Raw genomic sequence first — 23,301 nt, 5'->3', positions numbered from 1 at the left:
TCGCCTGACGATATCGTCAAGTAGCCTGACTAATTGGAATCGTCGAGCGCGTCGAATTGCGCGCCATAGACCGCCAGTCCCTTCAGGATCGCGTCCATCGCGGCCTTGCCGAGCTCGGCGCGCATTTCCTGCTCGGCGATGTCGACTGCGTCCCGAAACGCATCCAGCCATTTGCGCCCGGCCGGCGTGAACATGACGATGCGCGCGCGCCGGTCGGTCGGATCGGCGATGCGATCGACGAGGCCGAGCTCGGCGCATTGATCGACCAGCTCGCCCATCGCCTGCTTGCTCATCGAGGCACGACGGGCGAGCTCGGTGAGCCGCGTCCCCTCGACGTCGAGATTGCGGGTCAGGCTGACATGGGCGATGCGCGTCTCGTCGTGTCCGCGCTCGCTCATCAATTCGAGCACGCGGCCTTCGAAGCGCCGCACGGCGTTGTTGAGCAGGCGGCCGATATTGGCATGCCGCCACGCGGTGCCGGATGCGGTGCCGGATGTCCTGGCTTTCACGAGATGTGCTTTCCGAATCGACCGATCGAGATCGAGCGAGGCTAACACAACGGGCAGCCCGGCGCGCTCGCACGGCCGATCAGCGCACGCGCGCTGGCGGCGGGCGGCGTCGATCAGAGACACCGCCCTTCATCTCGTGTTTGGGCGTCCTGGCGGACCGCGACTTACTGGGAGCGATCCGAGGTCCAGCCCTTGTACGCGGTGACGTTGTCCCTGGTCACGAGCTTGGACGGCAGGAGCTCGACGGTCGAGGCGGGCTTCTGGCCATTGAGGATGCCGACGCCGATCTGCACGGCCCGCCGCGCCATGAAGAACGGGTCCTGCGAAGCCGAGGCCTGGACCTGCGGCGACTGCGGATCTTTCAGCGCGGCCTCGATATCGGGCGCGCCGTCGACCGCGGTGATCACGATGCCGCTGCGGTTCTGCTGGCGCGCCGCAAGGTCGGTGCCGATCGCCTGCGGATCGTTGATGGCGAAGATGGCATCGATCTTGGGGAAGCGGGTCAGATAGCCCTGCGCGACGGTGAGACCGCCCTCGCGCGAGCCTTTGCCGTCCTGGTCGCTCGACAACACCTTGATGCCGGGATTTTTCGAGAAGACGTTCTTGCAGCCGACGACACGGTCGATCACGGCGGAGACCTGCGGTCCGTTCTCGATGATGACGTCGCCCTTGCCGCCCAGCTTGTCGACGATGTACTGGCAGGAGATCTCCCCGGCCTGCACGTTGTTCGTAGTCACGGTGGCGTCGGCGCCTTCGGCCGCGGTGTCGACGGCGACGACGACGATGCCCGCGCCTTGCGCCTTCTTGATCGCCGGCCCGATCGCCTTGGGATCGCCGGGGTTCAAAAGGATCAGGTCGACGCCGGCGGCGATGAAATTGTCGATCTGGGTGACCTGCTTGCCGAGATCGTATTCGAAGCCGACCGCGGTGATCTTCACATTGGGATTGGTCTTCTTCGCCTCGAACTCGGCGCCCTTCGCCAGCGCGACGAAGAACGGGTTGCCCATCGATCCCAACGAGACGCCGATCGACTTGAGCTCCTTGGCGAAGCACGGCGTGGTACCTAGGGCAAGCGCCATGGCGGCGCCGGCGAGCATGATCGTCTTCAACATGGACGTCCTCCCTGGTCTGTCTTCATCCCCGGCACGGCAGACCAGTTGCCGCAACGGAATCCCAAGCCATGCCCCACTCAGCTGCGCGCCGAGCCCCCTAAGTTCTGGCGGAACCCCCTAAGTTCTGGCGGAGCCCTGCAGCCGGTAACGATCCAGCGCCACGGCGCCGATGATCACCAGGCCCTTGATCACATATTGCCAGATGTCGGAGACACCGATGAGAATGAGGCCGTTGGACAGGACGGCGATGATGAGCGCGCCGACCAGCGTGCCCCAGATCGAGCCGATGCCGCCCACGAACGACGTGCCGCCGAGGATCACGGCGGTGATCGCATCGAGTTCATAGGACTGGCCGAGCTGCAGGCCATTGGCCGCATAGAGCCGCGCCGCCTGCATCGCACCGCCGAGCCCCGCGAAGAGTCCGGAGACACCGTAGACGAAGATCAGCACGGCCCACACCTTGATGCCGGCGAGCCGCGCCGCGCTCTCATTGCCGCCCACCGCGTAGATGTGTACGCCGAGCACTGTCCGGCGCAGCACCAGCCACGAGACGAAGATGACGAGCAAGGCGATCACCGAGAGCCACGGGATCGACGCAACACCGGGAATCAGCGTGAGCGAGCCGTTGCCGATGAAGGCATAGGGAATGGACGGATTGAACACGGTGGTGTCGGCCCCGAGCAATCGCGCCAGGCCACGAACCGCGGTGAGCGAGCCGAGCGTGACGATGAAGGGCGGCAGGCGAAGGAGCGCAATCAGCGCGCCGTTGACGACGCCGAAACCGAGGCCCGTGAGCAGCGCAGCCGGCAGCCACAGCATCCCGAGCTCCGGCACCTTGGACAGCGTCAGTCCGGCCATCGCGGAGGCCGCCAGGATCGAGCCGACCGAGAGGTCGATGCCGCCGGTGAGGATGACGAAGGTCATGCCTGCGGCGAGCACAGTGTTCACCGCGGCCTGCTGCAGCACGATGCCGAGATTCTGTCCGGTGAAGAAGCGGCCCTCGGACAACAGGTGGAAGCCGATGCAGAGGGTCAGCAGCACCGGCAGCATGCCGAGCGCGCTGATCAGCACCCTCACCCGCTGACGCTTTGTCTCTGCGGCGGCACCGTTGGTCGTCGTCGCCGCGGGCTGCCCCCCCGAAGCACCATTGTCAGGCATCGAGATGCTCCATCCCCGTGGCAAGCGCCATGATGTCTTCCTGCGTCAGCGGCGAATTCGGACCGCGGGTGACCTCACCGGCGATGTGCCCGCTACGCATCACGACGACGCGGTCGCAGATGCCGATGATCTCGGGCAGATCGGACGAGATGACGAGGATCGCGGTGCCGGCCTTGGCCAGATTGTCGATGATCGAATAGATCTCCGACTTGGCGCCGACGTCGACGCCACGCGTCGGCTCGTCGAGGATCAGCACCTTTGGCGCAATGGCCAGAAGCCGCGACAGCAGCACCTTCTGCTGGTTGCCGCCGGAGAGGCCACCGGCGGGGACGCCGACATTGGCGGCGCGGATGCTGAGCCCTGCGAAGGCCCGGTCGGCGCGCTCACGCGCCTTGTCGCGATCCAGGACCCAGCCGAGCTTCGCATCGCGCCCGAGCACGGCGAGGTTGATGTTGTCGAGGCACGACATGTCGAGAAACAGGCCGAGCGCCTTCCTGTCTTCGGTCAGATAGGCGATGCCGGCCTCGAGCGCCTCGCCCGGCGTGCGGATCTCGACCGGACGTCCCTCCAGCTCGAGCCGGCCGGAGGTTTTCGGCGACGCACCGATGATGAGATGCGCAAGCTCGGTGCGGCCGGCGCCGATCAGGCCGGCGAGCCCGACCACCTCGCCTGCATGCACGGTGAGCGAGCAGCCCTTGACGCGCTGGCCATCGGCCATGTCGATCGCTGCGAGCACGGGGTGCCCCCGCCCCGCCTCCGGATCGTGATCCTTCTTGTAGAACGAGGAGACGTCACGCCCGACCATCAGGCGGACGATGGTGTCGGCGCGGATCTCGGGCTTGTCGAGCGAGCCGACCAGCCGACCGTCGCGCAGCACGGTGACGCGGTCGCCGAGCGCGTAGACCTCGTCCATGCGATGCGAGATGTAGATGATGGCAAGCCCCTCGGCGCGAAGCTGGCGGATTAGCGCGAACAGCCGCTCGCTTTCGGCAGCCGACAACGACGTGGTCGGCTCATCCATGATCAGGATCTTTGATCTGGCGTGCAGCGCTCGGGCGATCTCGACCAGTTGCCGCTGGCCCATGGACAGATGCGCCACCAGTGTCGACGGCAGGAAGTCCGCGCCCAGCCTCGTCAGGATGGGGCCGACACCCTCGCGCATCGTCCCGCGCGCCAGCAGACCTGATCGCGATATTTCCCGGCCGAGATAGATATTCTCGGCCACAGTGAGATTGGGAGCGAGCGACAGCTCCTGATAAATGATGGAGATGCCCGCAGCGCGGCCGCCGAGCGGGCCTTCGATCCGCACCGCCCTGCCCTCGATGCGGATCTCGCCGCCGGGATCAGGCCGGTAGGCGCCGGACAGGATCTTCATCAGCGTCGACTTGCCGGCGCCGTTCTCGCCCATCAAGGCATGAATCTCGCCGGCATAGACGGTGAGATCGACGGCCCGCAGCGCCTTGATGCCGAAGAAGGTCTTCGAGACCCCGCGCATCTCGAGGATCGGATCGTTCATCGTGCCTCCCGGCGCACAATGCGTTTCCCACCCGCGTCTCGTTTCTCGTCAGCGCGGTTTGGTCATTAAACAAAAGCGGGTGACGCAGGGCAATACCGAAGGCGAGTATACCGAAGTATGCAAACCAGATTGCGCCAGCTAGTGGCGCGGCCGATACAGGTCGCGCCAGGCAGGAAGCCGTTCGGCATAGGCATCGACCAGCGCAGCGTCGGGCTCGAACGTTTCGATGCGCTGCGGCCGCGTGCATACGTCACCGATTGCCTCACGCGTGACAGCAAGCCGCCCCAATCTTGCCGCACCGAACGCCGCGCCGGTCTCACCTCCGGCAAAGCGATGGACCGGAACATTCAGCACGTTGGCCAGCACCGAGAGCCAGAACCGGGACCGTGAACCACCGCCAATGACATCGGCTTCCGCAAGCGCAATGCCGGCATCCGCGAGCGCGCCGCGACAATCGGCGAGCGCGAAGGCAACGCCTTCGAGCACCGCCTGCACGATCGCCCCGCGATCGGTGCCATGGCTCAGACCATCGAGCATGCCGCGCACGGCGGGATCATCGTGCGGCGTCCGCTCACCTGCGAGATAAGGCAGAAAGCTCACCGGCGATGGCGCCTGCGGGCGCGAGCCAAGCGACGCCAGCAACTCGGCCTCGGTGACGCCGAACAGGCGCGCGGCCCAGGCAAGGCACGACGCGGCCGAGAGGATCGCGCCGGCCTGAATCCACATTCCGGGAATAGCGTGGCAGAACGTGTGCACGACGCGATCGGGATTGGCGGCTATTCGGTTGGTCGGCGCCAGCAAGGCACCCGAGGTTCCCAGCGATATGAATGCGGTTCCCGGCTCGATCGCGCCGATGCCGACGGCGCCGGCCGGATTGTCGCCGGCACCGCCCGCGATGATCGGCGGTCTGGCCATGCCCCAGCGCCGCGCAAGCTCGCCGCGCAGTGTCGTTGCGGGCGCGCATCCCTCGACCAGGCGCGGCATGTGCGCGCGCGACAAGCCGGTCGCTGCCAGTGCTGCGTCCGACCAGTCCCGGCGCGCGGCGTCGAGCCACAGCGATCCCGATGCGTCCGAGACATCCTCGACGGCCTCGCCTGATAGCACCAGCCGCAGATAGGCCTTCGGAAGCAGAACGAGCTTGGTTGCCGCGAAGATGTCCGGCTCGTGCATCGCGATCCAGAGCAGTTTTGGCGCGGTGAATCCCGACATCGCCTTGTTGCCCGTCACCGCACGCAAGGCGGGCCAGCGCTGCTCCAGCACACGGCACTCGGCGGCGGAGCGTCCGTCGTTCCAGAGGATGCAGGGCCGCAGCGGCTTTCCGCTCGCATCCAGCAGCGTGGCGCCGTGCATCTGGCCGGACAGTCCGATGCCTTCGACCGCCGCCAACGCGCCGGCGTGCGACGCCTTCAGGGCATCCAGCGTGGCAAAGGTCGCAGCGATCCACTGCGCGGAATCCTGCTCGTGATAGCCGGGATATGGCGAGGCGGTCGCGAGCGGCCGGCTCTCGCTTGCAATCACGCGCTGCGCATCGTCGACCAGAACGGTCTTGACCGCCGACGTGCCGAGATCGATGCCGAGATACATGAAGGCTCCCGCTCACTTCGTCGCGTCGATCCAGATCCCCGGCTCCGAATGCTCGCGGATGTGGCTGACAAGGAAGTCAGAGAAGACCCTGATCTTGGCCGGGAGCCTGACGCGATTTTGATAGGCGATGTTCATGGTGAGCAGCGGCAGCTGCCAATCCCTCAAGACGGGAACCAGCCGGCCGGCCGCGATATCGCCCTGCACGATATAGAGCGGCTGGATCAGGATGCCGAGCCCTGCGCGCGCTGCGCCACAGATGATCTGGCCGTCATTGCTGTCGAGCGTCGGCGCGATCCGAATCGTCTGTGTCGTGCTGCCCTTGCTCAGCCGCAGCGAATAGGGATCATTGGCGAGGTTGTAGATCAGCATGTTGTGACGGGCGAGATCCGTCGGATGCTCAGGCCGGCCGTGCTTCTCCAGATATGACGGAGATGCCGCGAGCACACGGTGCATCTGGCCGATGCGGCGGACGATGATGTTGGAATCCGGCTCGTGCTCACGCGTACGGATCGCGACGTCGATGCCGGCCTCGATGAAGTCAGGATAACGGTTCGCGCTGATGATCTGCACGCTGAGATTGGGGTAGAGCGCACGGAAGGCGGGCAGCATCGGCGCGAGGTAGATCATCGCGAAGGACAGCGAAGACGTCACGCGCAGCACGCCCTTCGGCGACAGCGCGCGGTCGGAGACGGCGTCCTCGGCTTCGGCGAGCTCGTTCAAGAGCGGGCTGCAACGCTGCAACAGCTCCTGCCCTGCTTCGGTCAGCCATTGCCGGCGCGTGTTGCGCTCGATCAGCCGGACCGCCAGCCGCTCCTCCAGCGCACTGAGATGGCGGCTCGCCGCCGCGTTCGACATCCGCAGGATTTCGGCGGCCTTGGAAAGGCTGCCGAGTTCAGCAGTCTTGGAGAAGACCTCGAGTTGGAGCAGGCGGTCCATTTTTGCGGAAACAGGAAAAGAGACTTACAAATTTTGACCTTTATTTCCGATTTCTGCAAGGCAAAATAGTGCCAACAAAGTGCAATAGCAGGCGAGGAAATCAGGAAATGTCGGGCCCGATCAGGCACATCGTGATGTGGCGGCTGCGCGGGGAGACCCCCGAGGAGCGCTCCGCCGCCCGGGTCAAGGTCAAGACCCTGTTCGAGGGCCTCAAGGGCCGGATCGAGGGCCTCACCCATATCGAAGTCGGCATGGATGTCAGCGCTGTCGACTACGCCTGCGACGTGGTCCTGTTCTCCGAATTCAGCGACCAGGCGGCGCTCGCCGCCTACGCTAACCACCCGGAACATCTGCGCGTCCGCGAGGCGCTGGGCGACTTGCGGATCGGGCGCTTCCAGGTCGATTATCCCATCAAAGAGACCGGCGCATGATCGGTTCGTTCACCTTTGAAAACCTACCCTGCCGCGTCGTGTTCGGCAGCGGCACGCTTGCCTCCGCCAGGGCCGAGGTCGAGCGGCTCGGCGGCAAGCGCGCGCTGGTGCTGACGACGCCGCAGCAGGAGGCGCAAGGCAAGAGCCTTGGGACAGCGCTCGGGCCGCTCTATGCCGGCATCTTTCCGGGCGCCACCATGCACACGCCGGTCGAGGTCACGGAACGGGCGCTCGCCGCGATGAAGGCGTGCGAGGCCGATTGCGTCGTCTCGCTCGGCGGTGGTTCGACCACGGGCCTCGGCAAGGCTTTGGCCTTGCGCACCGGCATCAACCAGCTCTGCATCCCCACCACCTATGCCGGCTCGGAGATGACGCCGATCGTCGGCCAGACCGAGAACGGCCTGAAGACCACGGTGCGCGACGCGGCGATACTGCCGGAGACGGTGATTTACGATGTGGATCTCACCCTGACACTGCCGGCGAGCCTAGCTGCGACATCAGGCATCAACGCGATCGCTCATGCCGTGGAGGCACTCTACGCGCGCGACGCCAATCCCGTGACGTCCCTGATGGCGGAAGAAGGCATCCGCGCGCTAGCGCGTGCCCTGCCCGCCATTGCCGCCAGAAGCGACGATCGCGAGGCCCGCACCGAGGCGCTCTACGGCGCCTGGCTATGTGGCGTCTGCCTCGGCACCGTCGGTATGGCGCTGCATCACAAGCTTTGCCACACGCTCGGCGGCACTTTTGACCTGCCGCACGCCGAAACGCACACGATCGTGCTGCCGCACGCGCTGGCCTACAATGCACCGGCCGTGCCAGATGCGATGGCGCGCATCTCGCGCGCGATCGGTGTCGCCGATGCTTCGCAGGGACTCTTCGACCTCGCAAAACGGCTGGGTGCAAAGCTTGCGCTTCGCGACGTCGGCATGCCCGAAAACGGCATCGACAAGGCGGCCGATCTCGCGGTGACGAATGCCTACTGGAATCCGCGGCCACTCGAACGGGGCGCCATCCGCGACCTGATCGCGCGCGCCTGGGCCGGCGAGCCGCCGAGCGCCATCAAAGCGGCGGCGTGAGGCAATGCGGCGCACGCTGATCAAATCCGCCACAGTCATCAGCATGGATGACGCGATTGGCGATCTCTTGAACGGCGATGTATTGGTCGAGGACAGCCGCATTGTTGACGTGCGCCCGTCGATCGACCTCGGCAGCGGCGCGCTGGAGACCGAGATCGTCGACGGAAAGGGCCGCATCGTCATCCCCGGCCTGATCAACGCGCACATGCACACCTGGCAGACGGGCTTGCGTGGCTTTGCGGCGAACTGGACGCTGCTGGAATATTTCCGCCGCATGCATGCCGGCCTCGCAACCGTGTTCCGGCCGGAGGACATCCATATCGCGACGCTGGTCGGCGCGCTGAACCAGATCAACCACGGCGTCACCACGCTGGTCGACTGGTGCCACAACAATCCGACGCCTGCGCACACCGACGCCGCCGTCCGCGGCCTGATCGAAAGCGGCATCCGCGCCGTGTTCTTTCATGGCTCGCCAAAACCCGAGCCGAAGCCCGGCGAGCCGCATTTCTCGGAAGTGCCGCACCCCCGCCGCGAGGTCGAGCGGCTGCTGGCAGGCCCCCTCTCCGATCGCGGCGGGCTCGTCACGCTCGGGCTCGCCATCCTCGGACCGCATTATTCGACGCTCGACGTCGCCATCCACGATTTCCGCATGGCGCGGGAGCTGAACCTGATCGCATCGATGCATCAGGGCGGCGGTCCGGCCAAGACGCCTGGTGGCTGGGAGGAGCTGATCGAGGCCGGCCTCGTCGGCCCCGGCGTCAACATCGTCCATGGCAACGATCTGGCTGATGATCTGCTTGATCGTCTCATCGATCTCGGTGTGTCCTTCTCCGTCACGCCCGAGAACGAAATGATCCAAGGTCACGGCTTTCCGATCACTGGACGCCTATTGAAGCGCGGCGTGCGGCCGACCATCGGCATCGACCTGGAATCCGTGCTGGCCGGTGATCTGTTCTCCGCCGCGCGTGTCGCGCTCTCCGTGCAGCGGGCGCTCGACAATGCGGAGTCGCGCAAAGTGAGCGGTACCATTCCCGCCACGACCACGATCCCCGTGCGCGAGGCACTGCGCTGGATCACGACGGAAGGCGCCCGCATGCTCGGCCGCGAACACCAGATCGGATCGCTGACGCCGGGCAAGCTCGCCGACCTCGTCATCATCAATGCTTCCGATCTCAACGTCTATCCAGTGCATGACCCGGTCGCGGCCGTCGTCATGCAGACGAGCCTCGCTAACATCGAGGCCGTCATGATCGGCGGCAGCTGGAAGAAGCGCAGCAGCCGGTTGCTGGCCGAGGGGTTAGAGACCAAGAAGGAGTTGCTGGCACAATCCGGCCGGCGGCTGGTGCAGGATATCGAACGACAGGGACGCGCCGCCTGAAGGCGCCAATGGACAAGAACAATGACTGACACTTCAAGGAACGTTGCTTTCATCGGGATCGGCAAGATGGGCCTGCCGATGTCGGTGCTCGTCGCCAAGGCTGGTTTTGCCGTCACCGCGTTCGACCAGAGCGCGGCGCGCATCAACGAGGCACGCGCGCAAGGCATTGCGATTGCCGCATTGCCGGCCGCCGCCGTGAGCGGCAAGGCCGCAGTGATCACGTCTCTGCCCGACGACGCCGCCTTGCGCGGCGCGCTGCTCGGCCCCGCCGGCCTGATCGCCGCGATGGCTGCTGGATCTGTTTTGATCGAGACCAGCACCGTGAGCGTCGACGCCTCCACCGAGGTCGCCGCTGCCGCGCAGGCGCGCGGCATTGCCTATCTGCGTTCGCCGGTCTCCGGTAATGCCAGCATCGTGCACACCGGCGCGCTGACCTGCTTCGTCTCGGGGCCGAAGGACGCCTTCGAAAGCGCCAAGCCGCTGTTCGCCGCCTTCACCCGCGCGCAGACTTATCTCGGGCCCGCCGAGGAAGCGCGCTACGCAAAACTCTCGGTCAATCTGATGATCGCGGTGTCGGCCGCGATGATGGCGGAGAGCCTGGCGCTGGCGCGCAAGGGCGGCATCGCCTGGCAGGACATCTTGAAGGTGCTCGACGACAGCGCGGTTGCCTCGCCCATGGTGAAGTACAAGACCGCGCCGCTGCGGACCCGCGATTTCGAGTCCACCTTCTCCTGCAAGCAAATGGCCAAGGATCTCGATCTCATCCTGGGTGCCGGCCATACCGTCGGCGTCCCGCTGCAGCTCGCCGCGCAGGTGCGCGAGACCTATGGCTCGCTGGTCGCACAGGGCGACGGCGACACCGACTTCATCGCGACCGTCAAGCATCTCGAACGGCTGTCCGGCCTCGGCGAGCCGAAGCTGTGATCAACGGAGGCCTACATGCGTAACTTCAACGAGAACACGATCACGGACGCGGTGCTGGAGCGGATCGCGGGCGCAACCGATCCGCGAATCAAGGAGGTCAGCGAGGCGCTGGTACGTCACCTTCATGCCTTCGTCCGCGAGGTGCGGCCGACCCAGAAGGAATGGGAATACGGCATCGACTTCCTGACCCGCACCGGGCACATGTGCAACGACAAGCGCCAGGAATTCATCCTGCTGTCGGACACGCTCGGCGTTTCCATGCTGGTCGATGCCATCAATCACCCGGTGCCGGAAGGCGCGACCGAGACCACTGTCCTCGGGCCGTTCTTCGTCCAGGCCGCGCCGGAGAAGGATAGCGGCGCGGATATCTCCGGGCCGATGGAAGGCGATCCGATGCTGGTCACCGGCTCGGTCTCGACCGTCGACGGCAAGCCGCTCGCCGGCGCCATCGTCGACGTCTGGCACTCAGACGATGACGGCTATTACGACGTGCAGCAGCTCGACAAGATCGGTGATCTCGCGATGCGCGCCCGCTTCCACACCGACGCCAACGGCCGCTTCCATTTTTGGTCGATCAAGCCGGCGGCCTACCCGATTCCGCATGACGGCCCGGTCGGCGAGATGCTGGAGGTTCAGGGCCGCCATCCCTGGCGTCCGGCGCATGTGCATTTCATGATCTCGGCGCCCGGCTTCGAGCAGCTGGTGACGCACGTGTTCGTTGCGGGCGACCAATATCTCGACAGCGACGTGGTGTTCGGCGTCAAGGACAGCCTGATCCGCGAATTCGTCCGTCACCCCGCGGGCCGTGCGCCGGATGGTCGCATGGTGGAGCGCGAGTATTTTCATCTCAATTACGATTTCGGCTTGAAGCAGCTCGCGAGCAACGCGAGAGCCGCTTAAGCTGGACGGCGGACCAACAAGAGTCCGGAAACAGGGAGCAGACGGGAGCTGAGGATGGGACCGCGGGTCAGCACAGGCATATTAGCAGAGCGCCTCGCCGGCATGATCGGCCCGCGCGCGAGCGTCGCGCGCGGCGTGCTCGATCAGCATGGGCAGAGCGAGTCGCACTATCAGAGCCTGCCGCCCGACATCGTCGTCTTCCCCGAGACGACGCAGGAAGTCGCCAAGATCGTCAAGCTGTGCGCCGACGCGGGCATGCCGATCGTCCCGTTCGGCGCCGGCACCTCGCTCGAAGGCAATGCGGCCTCGGTGGCGGGCGGCGTCTGCTTCGACTTCGCGCGCATGAACAAGGTGCTCGCCGTGCACGACAGCGACATGGATGTCGTGGTGCAACCCGGCATCACGCGCAAGCAGCTCAATGCCGAGCTGCGCAATACCGGCCTGTTCTTCCCGATCGACCCCGGCGCCGATGCCTCGATCGGCGGCATGACCTCGACGCGCGCCTCCGGCACCATGGCCGTGCGCTACGGCACCATGAAGGACAACGTCATGGCGCTGGAGGTGGTGCTGGCGGACGGCCGCGTGATCCGCACCGCGAAGCGCGCGCGGAAATCGGCGGCCGGCTACGACCTGACACGCATGTTCGTCGGCGCGGAGGGCACGCTCGGCGTCATCACCGAGATCACGCTGAAGGTGCACCCCGTGCCGCAGGCGATCTCGGCCGCGGTCTGCAGCTTCGACACCCTGCACGATGCGGTGGACACCGCGATCTCCGTGATCCAGTCCGCCATCCCCGTGGCGCGCATCGAGCTGCTCGACGATGTCATGATGCGCGGCATCAATGCCTACGCCAAGCTCGGCTATCGCGAGGCCCCCACGCTATTCTTCGAATTCCACGGCTCCGAAACCTCGGTCGCCGAACAGGCCGAGGCCGCGCAGGCGATCGCCGCCGAGCATGGCGGCCATGGCTTTGCCTGGGCCAAGGCACAGGAAGACCGCAGCCGGCTGTGGCACGCCCGCGACAACACGCTCTATGCCGGCCTCGGCCTGCGCCCCGGCGCACGCGCGGTGATCACCGATGTCTGCGTGCCGATCTCGCGCCTCGCAGAATGCCTGACCGAGACGCGGCGCGATGCGGACGAGCACGGCTTTACCGCGCCGATCGTCGGCCATGTCGGCGACGGCAATTTCCACATGCTGATCCTGATCGATCCGGCAAAGCCGGCGGAGGCCGAAGGCGCCAAGGCGCTGCAGGCCCGCATGGTCGCCCGCGCCATCGCCATGGACGGCACCTGCACCGGCGAGCACGGCATCGGGCTCGGCAAGATCGATTATCTCTCCGATGAGCTCGGCGAGGCCGTGGATGTGATGCGGCAGATCAAGACCGCACTCGATCCGAATGGACTGATGAACCCTGGAAAGATCTTTGCGAGCGGAGCCAAGGCATGAGCGACGCGCTCCCGATCGAAGTCACCTCGCCTGTCCCGCTGCTGGAACTGCGCGGCATCAGCAAGGAGTTTCCCGGCGTCAAGGCGCTGGATGACGTGTCCTTTGCCGTCTACCCCGGCGAAGTCCACATGCTGCTCGGGGAGAACGGCGCCGGCAAGTCGAGCCTGATGAAGGTGCTGTGTGGCGCCTACCGCGCCGACGCCGGCGAGTTCTACCACAACGGCGAGAAGGTCGCGATCTCCTCGACCGCGGATGCGCAGAAGCTCGGCATTGCCGTCATCTTCCAGGAATTCTCGCTCGTCCCCTATCTCGATATCGCCCAGAACATCTTTCTGGGACGCGAGCCGAAGGGCCGCATCCCCGGCACCATCGACCGCCGCAAGATCCTGGCGGATGCAAAGCGCGTGCTCGACACGATCGGCTTCGACATCGACCCCTCCACCACCGTCGACAAGCTCGGCGTAGCGCAGCAGCAGATGGTCGAGATCGCGAAGGCGATCAGCCAGAACGCCCGCATCCTCGTGATGGACGAGCCGACCGCGGCGCTGTCCGACCGCGAGACCGAGCTGCTGTTCGCGCTGATCGCGCGGCTGAAGGCCGACGGCGTGTCGATCGTCTACATCTCGCACCGCATGGCCGAAGTGTTCGCGCTCGGTGACCGCATCACCGTGCTGCGCGACGGCCGCCGCATCGACGGCGTTCGTCCCGCCGACGTCACGCCGGATCAGCTCGTGCGCATGATGGTCGGCCGCAACGTCGACATGACCTATCCGCGCCATTTTGCCGACAAGCCCGGCGAGTTGCTGCTCGAGGTCAAGGGCCTGACCGCGCCGACCGGCATCTCCGACGTCAACATCGAGGTGCGCCGCGGCGAGATCGTCGGCCTGTGCGGCCTGGTCGGCTCCGGCCGCAGCGAGGTCGCCCGCGCCATCTTCGGCGCCGACCCAGTGACGTCAGGCGAGATCATCTTCGACGGCAAGAGCATCTCGGGCGAGCCGGATCTCGCCGCCCGCCGCGGCATCGCGCTGATCCCGGAAAGCCGCAAGAGCGAAGGCCTCGCCTTGCTGCGGTCGGTCAGCGACAACCTGGTGGTGTCGGCGCTGCGAAAACTGTTCCCGAGTGGGCTGTTCGACCAGCGCAGTGCGCAGCGCACCTCCGACGGACTGATCCGGCAGCTCCGCATCGCGACACCGAGTGCGCGGCAGACCGTCGGGCTGCTCTCGGGCGGCAACCAGCAGAAGGTCGTGATCGGCAAATGGCTGGCGGCCGGCTCAAAGCTCTTCATCTTCGACGAGCCGACGCGGGGCATCGATATCGGCGCCAAGTCCGAGATCTTTGCGCTGATCGACCGGCTCGTCGCGGAAGGCGCGGCGGCGCTGATGATCTCGTCCGAGCAGGTCGAGATCTGCCATGTCTGCGACCGCGCCTATGTGATGCGCGAGGGGCGTATCGCCGGACATCTGACACGCAGCGAATTGACGGAGGAAAACATCGTGCGACTGGGGATGCATCATGCGTGAGGCCGCGGTCGTCTCTGAGCCCAATCCGCTGCAACGCATTCCCGGCGTTGCCATGGTGCTGGTGCTGCTGATCGCGCTGTTCAGCGCGATCGCGCCCGGCTTCCTGTCGGTTGCCAACCTCTCCAACGTGCTGGTGCAGTCGACCATCCTGACCATGCTCGCGCTGCCGATGACGCTGATCATCATGACGGAGGGGCTGGACCTATCGATGGGCGCAGTGCTGACGCTCACCTCGCTCTGTGTCGCGATCGTGTCGCTTGCGACCAAGTCGATGCTGCTAGGCCTTGGCGCCGGCCTTCTGGTCGGCGCGGCCTTCGGCGTCGCCAACGGCTGGCTGGTCGCGATCCTCGGCATCCCGCCCTTCGTCGCGACCCTCGGCACGCTCGGCATGGCGCAGGGCCTGTCGCTGATCGTCAGCGACGGCCAGAGCGTGGTCGGGATTCCCCACAGCGTGCGCGACATCTATTCGGCGACACTTCTCGGCATTCCCGTGCCGATCGTGATGGCGCTGGTGACTTATGCGGCCTTTCACGGCCTGCTCTATCACACCCGTTTCGGCACCTACATCTTCGCCCTCGGCGGCAACCGCGAGGCGCTACGCTATGCCGGCCTGTCGCCGAACCGGCTCTTGATCGCGGTCTACGCGATCGGTGGTGCCATGGCCGGCATCGCGGGCCTGTTGATGACCGCACGCATGAACTCCGGCCATCCCACCGCCGGCCTCGGCCTGGAATTCGATGCCATCGCCGCAGTCGCGGTCGGCGGCACCTCGTTCGAGCGCGGCAATGGCTGGCTGCTCGGCACGCTGCTCGGGGTGCTCGCCGTCGGCGTGTTGCGCAACGGGCTGAACCTGATCTCGCTGCCGTCCTCGGTGCAGGTCGCAAGCGTCGGCGTGCTCGTCATCGTCGCCCTGTTCCTCGACGGCCTCAGGAGCCGCGCATGACCGACATCACCAAAGGCGCCATCGTGCCGCCCCGCTCGTTCCTGTCGCAGGATGCGATCCAGGTGTTCTACCGCCTGCTGGCCGCGCTCCTGATCTGTGCGGTGCTCGCCGTGCTCAGCGATTCCTTCCTGAGCCTCGGCAACATCCTCAACGTGCTGAGGCAGGCGAGCCTGACCTTCTTCATCGCCTCCGGCCTGACGCTGGTGGTGCTGACCGCCGGCCTCGATCTGTCGGTCGGCGCCAATGTCGCGCTGTCCGCCTGCATCGCCGGCACCGTGATCCACAAGACCGGCTCGCCGGCGCTCGGCATCCTCACCGGGCTTGCCTGCGGCGGCATCGTCGGCCTGCTCAACGGCATCATGGTCACCGCGCTGCGCATCCCCTCCTTCATCGCCACCTACGGCATGCTTTGGGTGCTGAACGGCCTCACCTATTGGTACATGGCGGGCGAGACCCTGCACGGCTTCCCCGCCGGCTTCCGCCAGATCGGCAGCGGCTATCTGTTCGGCCTGCCCATCCCGGTCTATCTGCTGCTGGTGTTCCTCGGCATCGGGACGCTGTTCGCGCAGCGGACGATCTGGGGCCAGGAGATCTATGCGATCGGCGCCAATCCGGTCGCGGCTCGGCTCTCCGGCATCCCGGTCGCGCGCCGCCTGCTGCTGGTCTACGCGGTCTCCGGCACCATGGCCGGGCTCGCCTCGATCATCTTCCTGTCGCGGCTCAATTCGGCGGAAGCCGACATCGGCGAGAGCCTGACCTTGCCGGCGATCGCGGCCGTGCTGATCGGCGGCACCTCGCTGTTCGGCGGCGTCGGCACCGTGTTCGGCACCTTCATCGGCGCGCTGATCCTGACCTTGGTGCTGAACGGCATGAACCTTTTGTCGGTCAACGCCAACTGGCAGCCGCTCGTTACCGGCGTCATCGTCATTCTCGCGGTCTGGCTCGACATGAAGACCCGCCGCCGCGCGCAATGAGTCCTAAGGTTCCAACAAGCAAAATGAGGGATGGAGGCAACATGAAATCGAAACTGGGCTATCTGACGCTGCCGCTGCTGATGGCTGCGTTCACCACTGGGGCACGTGCCGACGGCGAGACCATCGCCGTCTTCACCAAGAACCAGACCAACCCGTTCTTCCAGACGGTGCGGGTCGGCGCCGACAACATGGCGAAGACGCTGAAGGCGAAGACGCTGCAGTACATTCCGACCAAGCCGGACTCGATCCCCGAGCAGCTCAGCCAGATCGAGGACGTCGTGGTGAAGAAGCCGAGCGCGATCGTCTTCACGCCGGTCGATTACAAGGCGATGGTTCCGGGCGTCGAGAAGATCAACGAGGCCAAGATTCCGGTCGTCAACATCACCGACCGCTCTGCCGGCGGCAAGTTCCTGTCCTTCGTCGGCGCCGACGATTACAGCCTTGGGCTGGAGACCGCGCGCTTCCTGCTCAAGACGCTCGGCGGCAAGGGCAATATCGTCATCATCGAAGGCGTCAAGGGCTCGCTGACCAATGTCGACCGCGTGCGCGGCTTCAACGACGCGCTGAAGGAGGCCCCTAGCGCCAAGCTGCTGGCCTCGCAGCCCGGCAACTATCAGCGGCTGCAGGCGCTCCAGGTGATGGAGAATCTGATGCAGTCGAATTCGCAGATCGACGGCGTGCTCGCCGCCAACGACGCCATGGCGGTCGGCGCGATCGAGGCCCTCGACGGCGCCAACCGGAAGGCGCAGGTGATCGGCATCAACGGCACCAAGGAGGCGATCGACGCGATCAAATCCGGCAAGCTGCTGGCGAGCGGCGACTACAACGGCTTTGCGCAAGGTTGCCTCGGCACCATGATGGCGATCCGCTCCTTGCGCAATCAGCCCGTCATCAGCGAGATCGTGCTGAAGCCGACCGTCATCACCAAGGACAATTACGGGCCGTTCGACGTGCCGCTGGAGCAGCGGACCTGCCCGACCTTCGAGGAGGCCGGCAAGCTCGGCGCGAAGTAGGCGAGCCGATCACCACACCCCGGACGGCCGCTCTTGCGGCCGTCCCAAGAACCGAAGCAAGAAACGGAGACCGTCATGCTGTTCGCCATTCACGCCCTCGACCGCACCGGCGCGCTGCCGACGCGGCTTGCCAATTACGACGCCCACAAGGCTTTCCTCAGCGATACCTCGCGCTTCGGCGTCAAGATCGTGATGTCGGGGCCGCTGGTCTCCGATGACGGCCAGACCATGATCGGCAGCCTGTTCCTGATCGAGGCACCGGGCCGCGCCGAGGTCGAAGCCTTCAACCGCGCCGATCCCTTTGCCGCAGCCGGCATCTGGGAAAAGGTCACGATCACAGGATTCCTGCGCCGGCAGGGATGAGCCCCTACGGCGGCTCTTCGAGGTGACACGCCACCCACTGCTCGGCTCCGGTCGAGCGCAGCGTCGGCTCCTCCGTCCGGCAGCGATCAAAGACGAAGGGGCAACGGGTGTGGAAGCGGCAGCCCTTCGGCGGATTGATCGGGCTCGGCACGTCGCCCCTAAGGATGATTGGATTGCGCTGTGCTCCGGGCTCCGGCAGCGGCACCGCCGAGAGCAGCGCCTTGGTGTAGGGATGCCTTGGCGCGGCAAAGATCTCCCGGCGCGGCGCCACCTCGACGATCTTGCCGAGATACATCACCGCCACGCGATGGGTCATGTGCTCGACGATGGCGAGGTCATGGCTGATGAACAGCAGCGCCAGGCCGAACTCGCGCTGGAGATCCTGCAAGAGATTGACGATCTGCGCCTTGACCGAGACGTCGAGCGCCGAGACCGCCTCGTCGCAGACGATCAGCTCGGGCTCGGCCGCGAGCGCCCGCGCGATACCGATGCGCTGGCGCTGGCCGCCGGAGAATTCGTGAGGCCTGCGGTTCAGCGCCTCGCGCGGCAGGCGCACGGTGTCCATCAGCGCGGTGACACGGACTTCGAGATCTTCCGCGGATTTGGCGAGGCCGAAATTGCGGATCGGCTCGGCGAGAATATCGCGCACGCGCATGCGCGGATTGAGGCTCGAGAACGGATCCTGGAATACCACCTGCACGCGCCGGCGCATTTGGCGCATCGTGCTCGGATGCGCGTCGTCGATGCGCTGACCGTCGAGAATGACCTGGCCCGAGGTGATCTCGAACAGCCGCAAGATGGCGCGGCCGACCGTCGACTTGCCGCAGCCGGACTCCCCGACCAGCGACAGCGTCTCGCCGCGCGCGATCTCGAACGACACGCCGTCGACCGCATAGACGAATTCGGACTTGCGGCCGAACAGGCCGCTCTTGACCGGAAAATGCTTCTTGAGGTCGTTGACCTGGAGCAGCGGAGGACTCATGCCGCGACGGCTCCCTTGGCCGCGTAATGACAGGCCGCGACGTGGCGCGGGCCCTTCTCTTCCAGTCCCGGCGCATGCTGCCGGCAGACGTCGGTCGCAATCGCACAGCGGCCGGCGAAGACGCACCCGATAATGGGCTTGCGGAGGTCAGGCACCTGCCCCGGGATCTCGGCGAGCCGCGTTGCGGTCCCGGCGAGCGAAGAGCCGAGCTTCGGCACCGCGCCGAGCAGGCCTTGCGTATAGGGATGGCGCGGCGAACGGAACAGCTCGGCGACCGGCGCCTCCTCGACCTTGCGGCCGGCATACATCACCATGACGCGTTCGGCGATCTCGGCGACGACGCCGAGATCGTGGGTGATCAGGATGATGGCGGCGCCGACCCGGCGCTTCAGGTCCAGCATCAGCTTCAGGATCTGCGCCTGGATGGTCACGTCGAGCGCGGTGGTCGGCTCGTCCGCAATGAGAAGCTTGGGATTGCACGCCAGCGCAACCGCGATCATCACGCGCTGGCGCATGCCGCCGGAAAGCTGGTGCGGATATTCGCCGACGCGCCGTTTCGGCTCGGGAATGCCGACCAGAGTCAGCATCTCGACCGCGTGCGCCTCCGCCGCCTGCTTGTCGAGGCCCTGATGGATCATCAAGGTCTCGCGGATCTGGCGGCCGACGGTGAGCACCGGGTTCAGGCTCGTCATCGGTTCCTGAAAGATCATCGAGATGTCGTTGCCGCGGATCGCGCGCATCTCCCGATCGGACAGCTTCAAGATATCCCTGCCCGCAAAGCGGATGCTGCCTGCGATCCTGCCCGGTGGCTCCGGGATCAGCCGCATCAGCGACATCGACGTCACCGACTTGCCGCAGCCGGATTCGCCGACGATGGCGAGCGTCTCGCCCTCGTTGACATGGAAGGACACCCCGTCGACCGCGCGGTTGATGCCGCCTGGCGTGCGGAAATGGGTCTGGAGGTTCTCGACTTCGAGCAAAGCCATCGCGATCAGCCTCGATCCATCAGAGACTCTTGGCCATGCGCGGGTCGAGCGCATCGCGAAGGCCGTCGCCGAGCAGATTCACGGCGAGCACGGTGACGGACAGGAACGCCGCCGGGAAGAACACGATGTAAGGCTTGACCTGCCACAGCGCGCGGCCCTCGGCCATGATGTTGCCCCAGGACGGGATGGTCGGCGGCGTCCCGGCGCCGATGAAGGACAGGATCGCCTCGGTGATCATCGCGCTGGCGCAGATGTAAGTCGCCTGCACCAGCATCGGCGCCACCGTGTTGGGCAGGATATGACGGAGGATGATCATCGGCGTGCGCGTGCCGCAGGCCACGGCCGCATCCACATAAGGCTGCTCGCGCAAGGACAGCACCACGCTGCGGACGAGGCGCGAGACGCGCGGGATTTCGGCCACGGTGATGGCGAGGATGACGTTGCCGACGCTGCCGCGCGTCAAGGCCATCAGCGCGATCGCGAGCAGGATCGGCGGGATGGACATCAGGCCGTCCATGAACCGCATCAGGATGCCGTCGGCCCAGCGGATGAATCCGGAGACCATGCCGATAGCGAGGCCCGCCGCAGATGCGAAGATCGCGACCGACAGGCCGACCGTGAGCGAGACGCGCGCGCCAAACAGCACGCGGGAATAGATATCGCGGCCGAGCACGTCGGTGCCGAACCAGAAATCGGCCGACGGCGCCCGGGTGCGCTTGGCGGGCGCAAGCGCAGTCGGGTCGACCGTTCCGAGATAAGGGGCGAAGACGGCGATCAGCACGAGCGTCAGCAGCAGCGCGCCGCCGATGGCGACCGTCGGATGGCCGCGCAAGAGGCCGACGAAGCCGCGCCGGATCTTGACCGGCCGCAGGATCTCCGGCAATTGCGGCGCAAGGACGAAGCCGGCAGGAAGCGATTGCGAATTGACGGTGGTATCGGTCAATAGCGGATCCTCGGGTCAACGAGCGTATAGACGACGTCGATCATCAGATTGACGAGGACGTAGACGAAACTGAACAGCAGCACGATGCCCTGGATCACCGGATAGTCACGGCGCAGGATCGCATCGATCGTGAGGCGGCCGAGGCCGGGGATCGCGAACACGCTCTCGGTGACGACCGCGCCGCCGATCAGGAGCGCGATGCCGATCCCGATCACGGTGACGATCGGTACCGCCGCGTTCTTCAGCGCGTGAATGAACAGGATGCCGCCCTGCCCGAGTCCCTTGGCCTTGGCGGTGCGGATATAGTCCTGCTGCAGCACTTCGAGCATGGCTGCCCGCGTGATGCGGGCGACCAGCGCGATGTAGACGCAGCCGAGCGCGATCGCCGGCAGGATCAGGTTCTCGAGCCACGGCCAGAAGCCGGAGCTGAGCGGCGTATAGCCCTGCACCGGCAGCCATTCCAGCTCGAGCGCGAAGATGTAGGCGAGCATGTAGCCGACCACGAACACAGGCAGCGAGAAGCCGAACACGGCAAAGCCCATGATGACACGGTCGATCAGGCTGCCGGCCTTCCACGCCGCCACCACGCCGAGCGGCACCGCCACCGCGATCGTGAGCAGCAGGGTGACGATCATCAGCGACAGCGTCGGTCCGAGACGCTGCCCGATCATCGCCGAGACCGGCAGATTGGTGAAGATCGAGGTGCCGAGATCGCCGTGCAGGATGCGCCAGACCCAGCCTCCGAACTGGACCAGGAACGGACGGTTGAGGCCGAGGCTCTGGCGGATGCGCTCCACATCCTCCGGGCTCGCCTGGTCGCCCGCGATCACCACCGCGGGATCGCCCGGCGCGATGTAGAGCAGGCTGAACACGAACAGCGCGACGATCGCCATGACTGGCAAGGTCGCGACGATGCGACGGAGGATGTAGGAGAGCATCTGGCCTCAGTGCACGATCATGCAGACTTCGACACGCCCCAGAAGAACGGCAGCGGCCCCTTGGTGATGCCGGAGACGTTCTTGCGCCACGCGGTGTAGCTCAGGAAGAAGCCGGTCGGCGCGTAGACGACGTCATCGAGTGCCGCCTTGTTGAGGCGGCCGATGGCGGCCTTCTCCTCGTCGAGATTCTTGGCCTCGAACCAGGACGCGACCTCCTTCTCGGTGCCGGGGCTGTTCGGCCAGCCGAACCAGGCCTTGTCGCCATTGGCGCGAACGGCGGTGTAGGGAGCGGGATTGATGCAGTCCGCGCCCGCGTGCCAGGTGTGGAACATGTTCCAGCCGCCTTGTCCCGGAGGCGTCTTCTGCGCGCGGCGGGAGCCGACCGTGCCCCAGTCGGTAGCGACGAAATCGACATTCATGCCGAGCTTCTTCAGCAGGTCCGCGGTGACGTCGCCCTGCGCCTTGGTAATCGGCTGGTCCTGCGCCACGAGGCACGTCACCGGCTGGCCGGAATAGCCGCTCTCGGCGAGCAGCTTCTTGGCCGCATCGAGATCGCGCTTGCCCTTCAGGATCTCGCCGCCGACTTCGCTGTAGAGCGGCGTATCCGGCGTGAAGAAGCCGGGCAGCGGCTTCCACAGCGCGGTGTCGTCGCCGACGATCGCGCGCATATAGTCTTCCTGGCTGAGCGCCATCAGCACCGCGCGCCGTGCCCGTACGTCGTTGAACGGCGCGAACAGATGGTTCATGCGGAACGAGCCGATATTGCCGAGGGGATCGCCGATGTCGACGCTGATGTTCTTGTTCTTCTTGAGGACAGGCACGAGGTCGGCGATCGGGTTTTCCCACCAATCGACCTCGCCGTTCTGCAAGGCAGCGGCGGCCGTGGCCGGATCCGGCATCACGATCCATTCGATGCGATCGACCAGGATCTGCTTGCCACCCGCGAGCCAGGATGCCTTCTCCTGCCGCGGCACGTAATCGGTGAACTTCTCGAACACCGCCTTCGCGCCCGGCACCCATTCGCCCTTGGCGAACTTCATCGGCCCGGAGCCAACGTATTCGGTAATTTGCTTGAATGGATCGGTCTGCGCGATGCGCTCCGGCATGATGAAGCCGCACGGCGAGTTGTTCTTGGCCAGCGCGTAGAGCATCTTCGGGAAGGGCTGCTTGAGCACCCATTTGAAGGTGCGGTCGTCGACGGCAGTGAGCTCCTGCTGCAGCGCCTTGATCATCAGTCCCATCGGATCGCGCGCCGACCAGCGCGTCAGGCTTGCAACGACGTCCTTGCTCCGCACCGGCTCGCCGTCGTGGAACTTGAGCCCCGGCCGCAGTTTGAACGTCCAGGTCGTGCCATCGTCGGTCACTTCCTCGGACTCGACCATCTGCCGCTGCGGCTGCAGCGAGGAATCGATGCCGTAGAGCGTATCCCAGACCATCGTGGCGGCATTGCGTACGACATATTGCGTGCCCCAGATCGGGTCGAAATTGGCGAGATTGGCCTGGGGTACGAAGCGCAGGGTCCGAGCGGATGCGCCTTGCGCGATCGCCGGAGCCGAAAGGCCGGTCAATGCCAGACCGCCCGCGCCGGCCAGTCCCTTCAATACGGTCCTGCGATCCATGAATTCCTCCCAGTAATGCCGTGATGCCAGCTCTTCATTGGCAAGGG

At 65.8% G+C, this 23,301-nt stretch carries 22 protein-coding genes; 11 read left to right on the top strand and 11 right to left on the bottom strand.

Features of this window, described 5'->3' with window-relative positions; genetic code table 11:
* Nucleotides 1-29: 29 nt before the first annotated feature.
* The 6 genes from JQ566_RS03820 to JQ566_RS03795 form a co-directional block, all read right to left on the bottom strand.
* A complete protein-coding gene (locus tag JQ566_RS03820) occupies nt 30-509 on the bottom strand; it encodes a MarR family winged helix-turn-helix transcriptional regulator (protein WP_212370202.1) in 480 nt (159 codons plus the stop codon).
* A gap of 164 nt (nt 510-673) precedes the next feature.
* Nucleotides 674-1,621 carry an ABC transporter substrate-binding protein gene (locus JQ566_RS03815; protein WP_212370200.1) on the bottom strand — a complete coding sequence of 316 codons (948 nt, stop codon included), beginning with the start codon at nt 1,619-1,621 and terminating at the stop codon, nt 674-676.
* A 117-nt stretch (nt 1,622-1,738) separates the two neighbouring features.
* Nucleotides 1,739-2,779 carry an ABC transporter permease subunit gene (locus tag JQ566_RS03810; protein ID WP_212370197.1) on the bottom strand — a complete coding sequence of 347 codons (1,041 nt, stop codon included), beginning with the start codon at nt 2,777-2,779 and terminating at the stop codon, nt 1,739-1,741.
* A complete protein-coding gene (locus tag JQ566_RS03805) occupies nt 2,772-4,295 on the bottom strand; it encodes a sugar ABC transporter ATP-binding protein (RefSeq protein WP_212370195.1) in 1,524 nt (507 codons plus the stop codon). The genes JQ566_RS03810 and JQ566_RS03805 overlap by 8 nt, the downstream gene beginning before the upstream one ends.
* 138 nt (nt 4,296-4,433) lie before the next feature.
* Nucleotides 4,434-5,879: a xylulokinase gene (gene xylB, locus JQ566_RS03800; protein WP_212370187.1), complete on the bottom strand. Its 1,446-nt coding sequence runs from the start codon at nt 5,877-5,879 to the stop codon at nt 4,434-4,436.
* A gap of 12 nt (nt 5,880-5,891) precedes the next feature.
* On the bottom strand, nt 5,892-6,815 hold the full coding sequence (locus JQ566_RS03795) for a LysR family transcriptional regulator (RefSeq protein ID WP_212370184.1): 924 nt from the start codon (nt 6,813-6,815) through the stop codon (nt 5,892-5,894).
* A 107-nt stretch (nt 6,816-6,922) separates the two neighbouring features.
* On the opposite strand from JQ566_RS03795, the gene JQ566_RS03790 reads away from it, so the two are divergent.
* The 11 genes from JQ566_RS03790 to JQ566_RS03740 all read left to right on the top strand — a co-directional run bounded on the left by JQ566_RS03790 (nt 6,923) and on the right by JQ566_RS03740 (nt 17,786).
* Nucleotides 6,923-7,246, top strand: coding sequence for a Dabb family protein (locus JQ566_RS03790; RefSeq protein ID WP_212370175.1), 324 nt, complete (start codon nt 6,923-6,925; stop codon nt 7,244-7,246).
* Nucleotides 7,243-8,322, top strand: a complete 1,080-nt coding sequence (locus JQ566_RS03785; protein ID WP_212370173.1) for a maleylacetate reductase — start codon at nt 7,243-7,245, stop codon at nt 8,320-8,322. The genes JQ566_RS03790 and JQ566_RS03785 overlap by 4 nt, the downstream gene beginning before the upstream one ends.
* Nucleotides 8,323-8,326: 4 nt before the next feature.
* Nucleotides 8,327-9,700 carry an amidohydrolase family protein gene (locus JQ566_RS03780; protein ID WP_212370170.1) on the top strand — a complete coding sequence of 458 codons (1,374 nt, stop codon included), beginning with the start codon at nt 8,327-8,329 and terminating at the stop codon, nt 9,698-9,700.
* A gap of 21 nt (nt 9,701-9,721) precedes the next feature.
* Nucleotides 9,722-10,624 (top strand): NAD(P)-dependent oxidoreductase, encoded by a 903-nt coding sequence (locus JQ566_RS03775; RefSeq protein ID WP_212370168.1) that lies wholly within the window; start codon nt 9,722-9,724, stop codon nt 10,622-10,624.
* Nucleotides 10,625-10,639: 15 nt separating this feature from the next.
* Nucleotides 10,640-11,524, top strand: coding sequence for an intradiol ring-cleavage dioxygenase (locus JQ566_RS03770; protein ID WP_212370166.1), 885 nt, complete (start codon nt 10,640-10,642; stop codon nt 11,522-11,524).
* A gap of 54 nt (nt 11,525-11,578) precedes the next feature.
* Entirely contained in the window at nt 11,579-12,973 is a 1,395-nt protein-coding gene (locus JQ566_RS03765; protein WP_212370164.1) for an FAD-linked oxidase C-terminal domain-containing protein, read from the top strand.
* Entirely contained in the window at nt 12,970-14,493 is a 1,524-nt protein-coding gene (locus JQ566_RS03760; RefSeq protein ID WP_212370161.1) for a sugar ABC transporter ATP-binding protein, read from the top strand. The genes JQ566_RS03765 and JQ566_RS03760 overlap by 4 nt, the downstream gene beginning before the upstream one ends.
* A complete protein-coding gene (locus JQ566_RS03755; RefSeq protein ID WP_212370159.1) occupies nt 14,486-15,436 on the top strand; it encodes an ABC transporter permease in 951 nt (316 codons plus the stop codon). Before JQ566_RS03760 ends, JQ566_RS03755 begins: the two co-directional genes overlap by 8 nt.
* The gene (locus JQ566_RS03750; protein WP_212370157.1) at nt 15,433-16,410 is read left to right on the top strand and encodes an ABC transporter permease; all 978 of its coding nucleotides are present in this window, start codon (nt 15,433-15,435) and stop codon (nt 16,408-16,410) included. The genes JQ566_RS03755 and JQ566_RS03750 overlap by 4 nt, the downstream gene beginning before the upstream one ends.
* Before the next feature lie 41 nt (nt 16,411-16,451).
* The gene (locus JQ566_RS03745; protein ID WP_212370155.1) at nt 16,452-17,423 is read left to right on the top strand and encodes a sugar ABC transporter substrate-binding protein; all 972 of its coding nucleotides are present in this window, start codon (nt 16,452-16,454) and stop codon (nt 17,421-17,423) included.
* A 75-nt stretch (nt 17,424-17,498) separates the two neighbouring features.
* On the top strand, nt 17,499-17,786 hold the full coding sequence (locus tag JQ566_RS03740) for a YciI family protein (RefSeq protein WP_212370153.1): 288 nt from the start codon (nt 17,499-17,501) through the stop codon (nt 17,784-17,786).
* A gap of 4 nt (nt 17,787-17,790) precedes the next feature.
* Here the strand turns inward: JQ566_RS03740 and JQ566_RS03735 are convergent, their stop codons facing one another.
* Genes JQ566_RS03735 through JQ566_RS03715 form a run of 5 tightly spaced genes read right to left on the bottom strand, consistent with a single transcriptional unit; the run spans nt 17,791 to nt 23,254 of the window.
* Nucleotides 17,791-18,768 carry an ABC transporter ATP-binding protein gene (locus tag JQ566_RS03735; RefSeq protein ID WP_212370151.1) on the bottom strand — a complete coding sequence of 326 codons (978 nt, stop codon included), beginning with the start codon at nt 18,766-18,768 and terminating at the stop codon, nt 17,791-17,793.
* Nucleotides 18,765-19,754, bottom strand: coding sequence for an ABC transporter ATP-binding protein (locus JQ566_RS03730; RefSeq protein WP_212370148.1), 990 nt, complete (start codon nt 19,752-19,754; stop codon nt 18,765-18,767). The genes JQ566_RS03735 and JQ566_RS03730 overlap by 4 nt, the downstream gene beginning before the upstream one ends.
* Before the next feature lie 19 nt (nt 19,755-19,773).
* Nucleotides 19,774-20,697, bottom strand: coding sequence for an ABC transporter permease (locus JQ566_RS03725; protein WP_212370146.1), 924 nt, complete (start codon nt 20,695-20,697; stop codon nt 19,774-19,776).
* Nucleotides 20,694-21,635, bottom strand: a complete 942-nt coding sequence (locus JQ566_RS03720) for an ABC transporter permease (protein WP_212370137.1) — start codon at nt 21,633-21,635, stop codon at nt 20,694-20,696. Before JQ566_RS03720 ends, JQ566_RS03725 begins: the two co-directional genes overlap by 4 nt.
* A gap of 17 nt (nt 21,636-21,652) precedes the next feature.
* Nucleotides 21,653-23,254 carry an ABC transporter substrate-binding protein gene (locus tag JQ566_RS03715; protein ID WP_212370135.1) on the bottom strand — a complete coding sequence of 534 codons (1,602 nt, stop codon included), beginning with the start codon at nt 23,252-23,254 and terminating at the stop codon, nt 21,653-21,655.
* Nucleotides 23,255-23,301 lie beyond the last annotated feature (47 nt).

This window comes from Bradyrhizobium sp. SZCCT0231 (genome assembly GCF_018130245.1).
Classification (GTDB): domain Bacteria; phylum Pseudomonadota; class Alphaproteobacteria; order Rhizobiales; family Xanthobacteraceae; genus Bradyrhizobium; species Bradyrhizobium japonicum_F.
This window is presented reverse-complemented; position numbering and strand designations above follow the sequence as displayed.

Coding starts and splice junctions, on each gene's coding strand:
- JQ566_RS03815 (WP_212370200.1), bottom strand. CDS start 1,621: ATGTTGAAGACGATCATGCTCGCCGGCGCCGCCATGGCGCTTGCCCTA.
- JQ566_RS03810 (WP_212370197.1), bottom strand. CDS start 2,779: ATGCCTGACAATGGTGCTTCGGGGGGGCAGCCCGCGGCGACGACGACC.
- JQ566_RS03805 (WP_212370195.1), bottom strand. CDS start 4,295: ATGAACGATCCGATCCTCGAGATGCGCGGGGTCTCGAAGACCTTCTTC.
- xylB (WP_212370187.1), bottom strand. CDS start 5,879: ATGTATCTCGGCATCGATCTCGGCACGTCGGCGGTCAAGACCGTTCTG.
- JQ566_RS03795 (WP_212370184.1), bottom strand. CDS start 6,815: ATGGACCGCCTGCTCCAACTCGAGGTCTTCTCCAAGACTGCTGAACTC.
- JQ566_RS03790 (WP_212370175.1), top strand. CDS start 6,923: ATGTCGGGCCCGATCAGGCACATCGTGATGTGGCGGCTGCGCGGGGAG.
- JQ566_RS03785 (WP_212370173.1), top strand. CDS start 7,243: ATGATCGGTTCGTTCACCTTTGAAAACCTACCCTGCCGCGTCGTGTTC.
- JQ566_RS03780 (WP_212370170.1), top strand. CDS start 8,327: ATGCGGCGCACGCTGATCAAATCCGCCACAGTCATCAGCATGGATGAC.
- JQ566_RS03775 (WP_212370168.1), top strand. CDS start 9,722: ATGACTGACACTTCAAGGAACGTTGCTTTCATCGGGATCGGCAAGATG.
- JQ566_RS03770 (WP_212370166.1), top strand. CDS start 10,640: ATGCGTAACTTCAACGAGAACACGATCACGGACGCGGTGCTGGAGCGG.
- JQ566_RS03765 (WP_212370164.1), top strand. CDS start 11,579: ATGGGACCGCGGGTCAGCACAGGCATATTAGCAGAGCGCCTCGCCGGC.
- JQ566_RS03760 (WP_212370161.1), top strand. CDS start 12,970: ATGAGCGACGCGCTCCCGATCGAAGTCACCTCGCCTGTCCCGCTGCTG.
- JQ566_RS03755 (WP_212370159.1), top strand. CDS start 14,486: ATGCGTGAGGCCGCGGTCGTCTCTGAGCCCAATCCGCTGCAACGCATT.
- JQ566_RS03750 (WP_212370157.1), top strand. CDS start 15,433: ATGACCGACATCACCAAAGGCGCCATCGTGCCGCCCCGCTCGTTCCTG.
- JQ566_RS03745 (WP_212370155.1), top strand. CDS start 16,452: ATGAAATCGAAACTGGGCTATCTGACGCTGCCGCTGCTGATGGCTGCG.
- JQ566_RS03740 (WP_212370153.1), top strand. CDS start 17,499: ATGCTGTTCGCCATTCACGCCCTCGACCGCACCGGCGCGCTGCCGACG.
- JQ566_RS03735 (WP_212370151.1), bottom strand. CDS start 18,768: ATGAGTCCTCCGCTGCTCCAGGTCAACGACCTCAAGAAGCATTTTCCG.
- JQ566_RS03730 (WP_212370148.1), bottom strand. CDS start 19,754: ATGGCTTTGCTCGAAGTCGAGAACCTCCAGACCCATTTCCGCACGCCA.
- JQ566_RS03720 (WP_212370137.1), bottom strand. CDS start 21,635: ATGCTCTCCTACATCCTCCGTCGCATCGTCGCGACCTTGCCAGTCATG.
- JQ566_RS03715 (WP_212370135.1), bottom strand. CDS start 23,254: ATGGATCGCAGGACCGTATTGAAGGGACTGGCCGGCGCGGGCGGTCTG.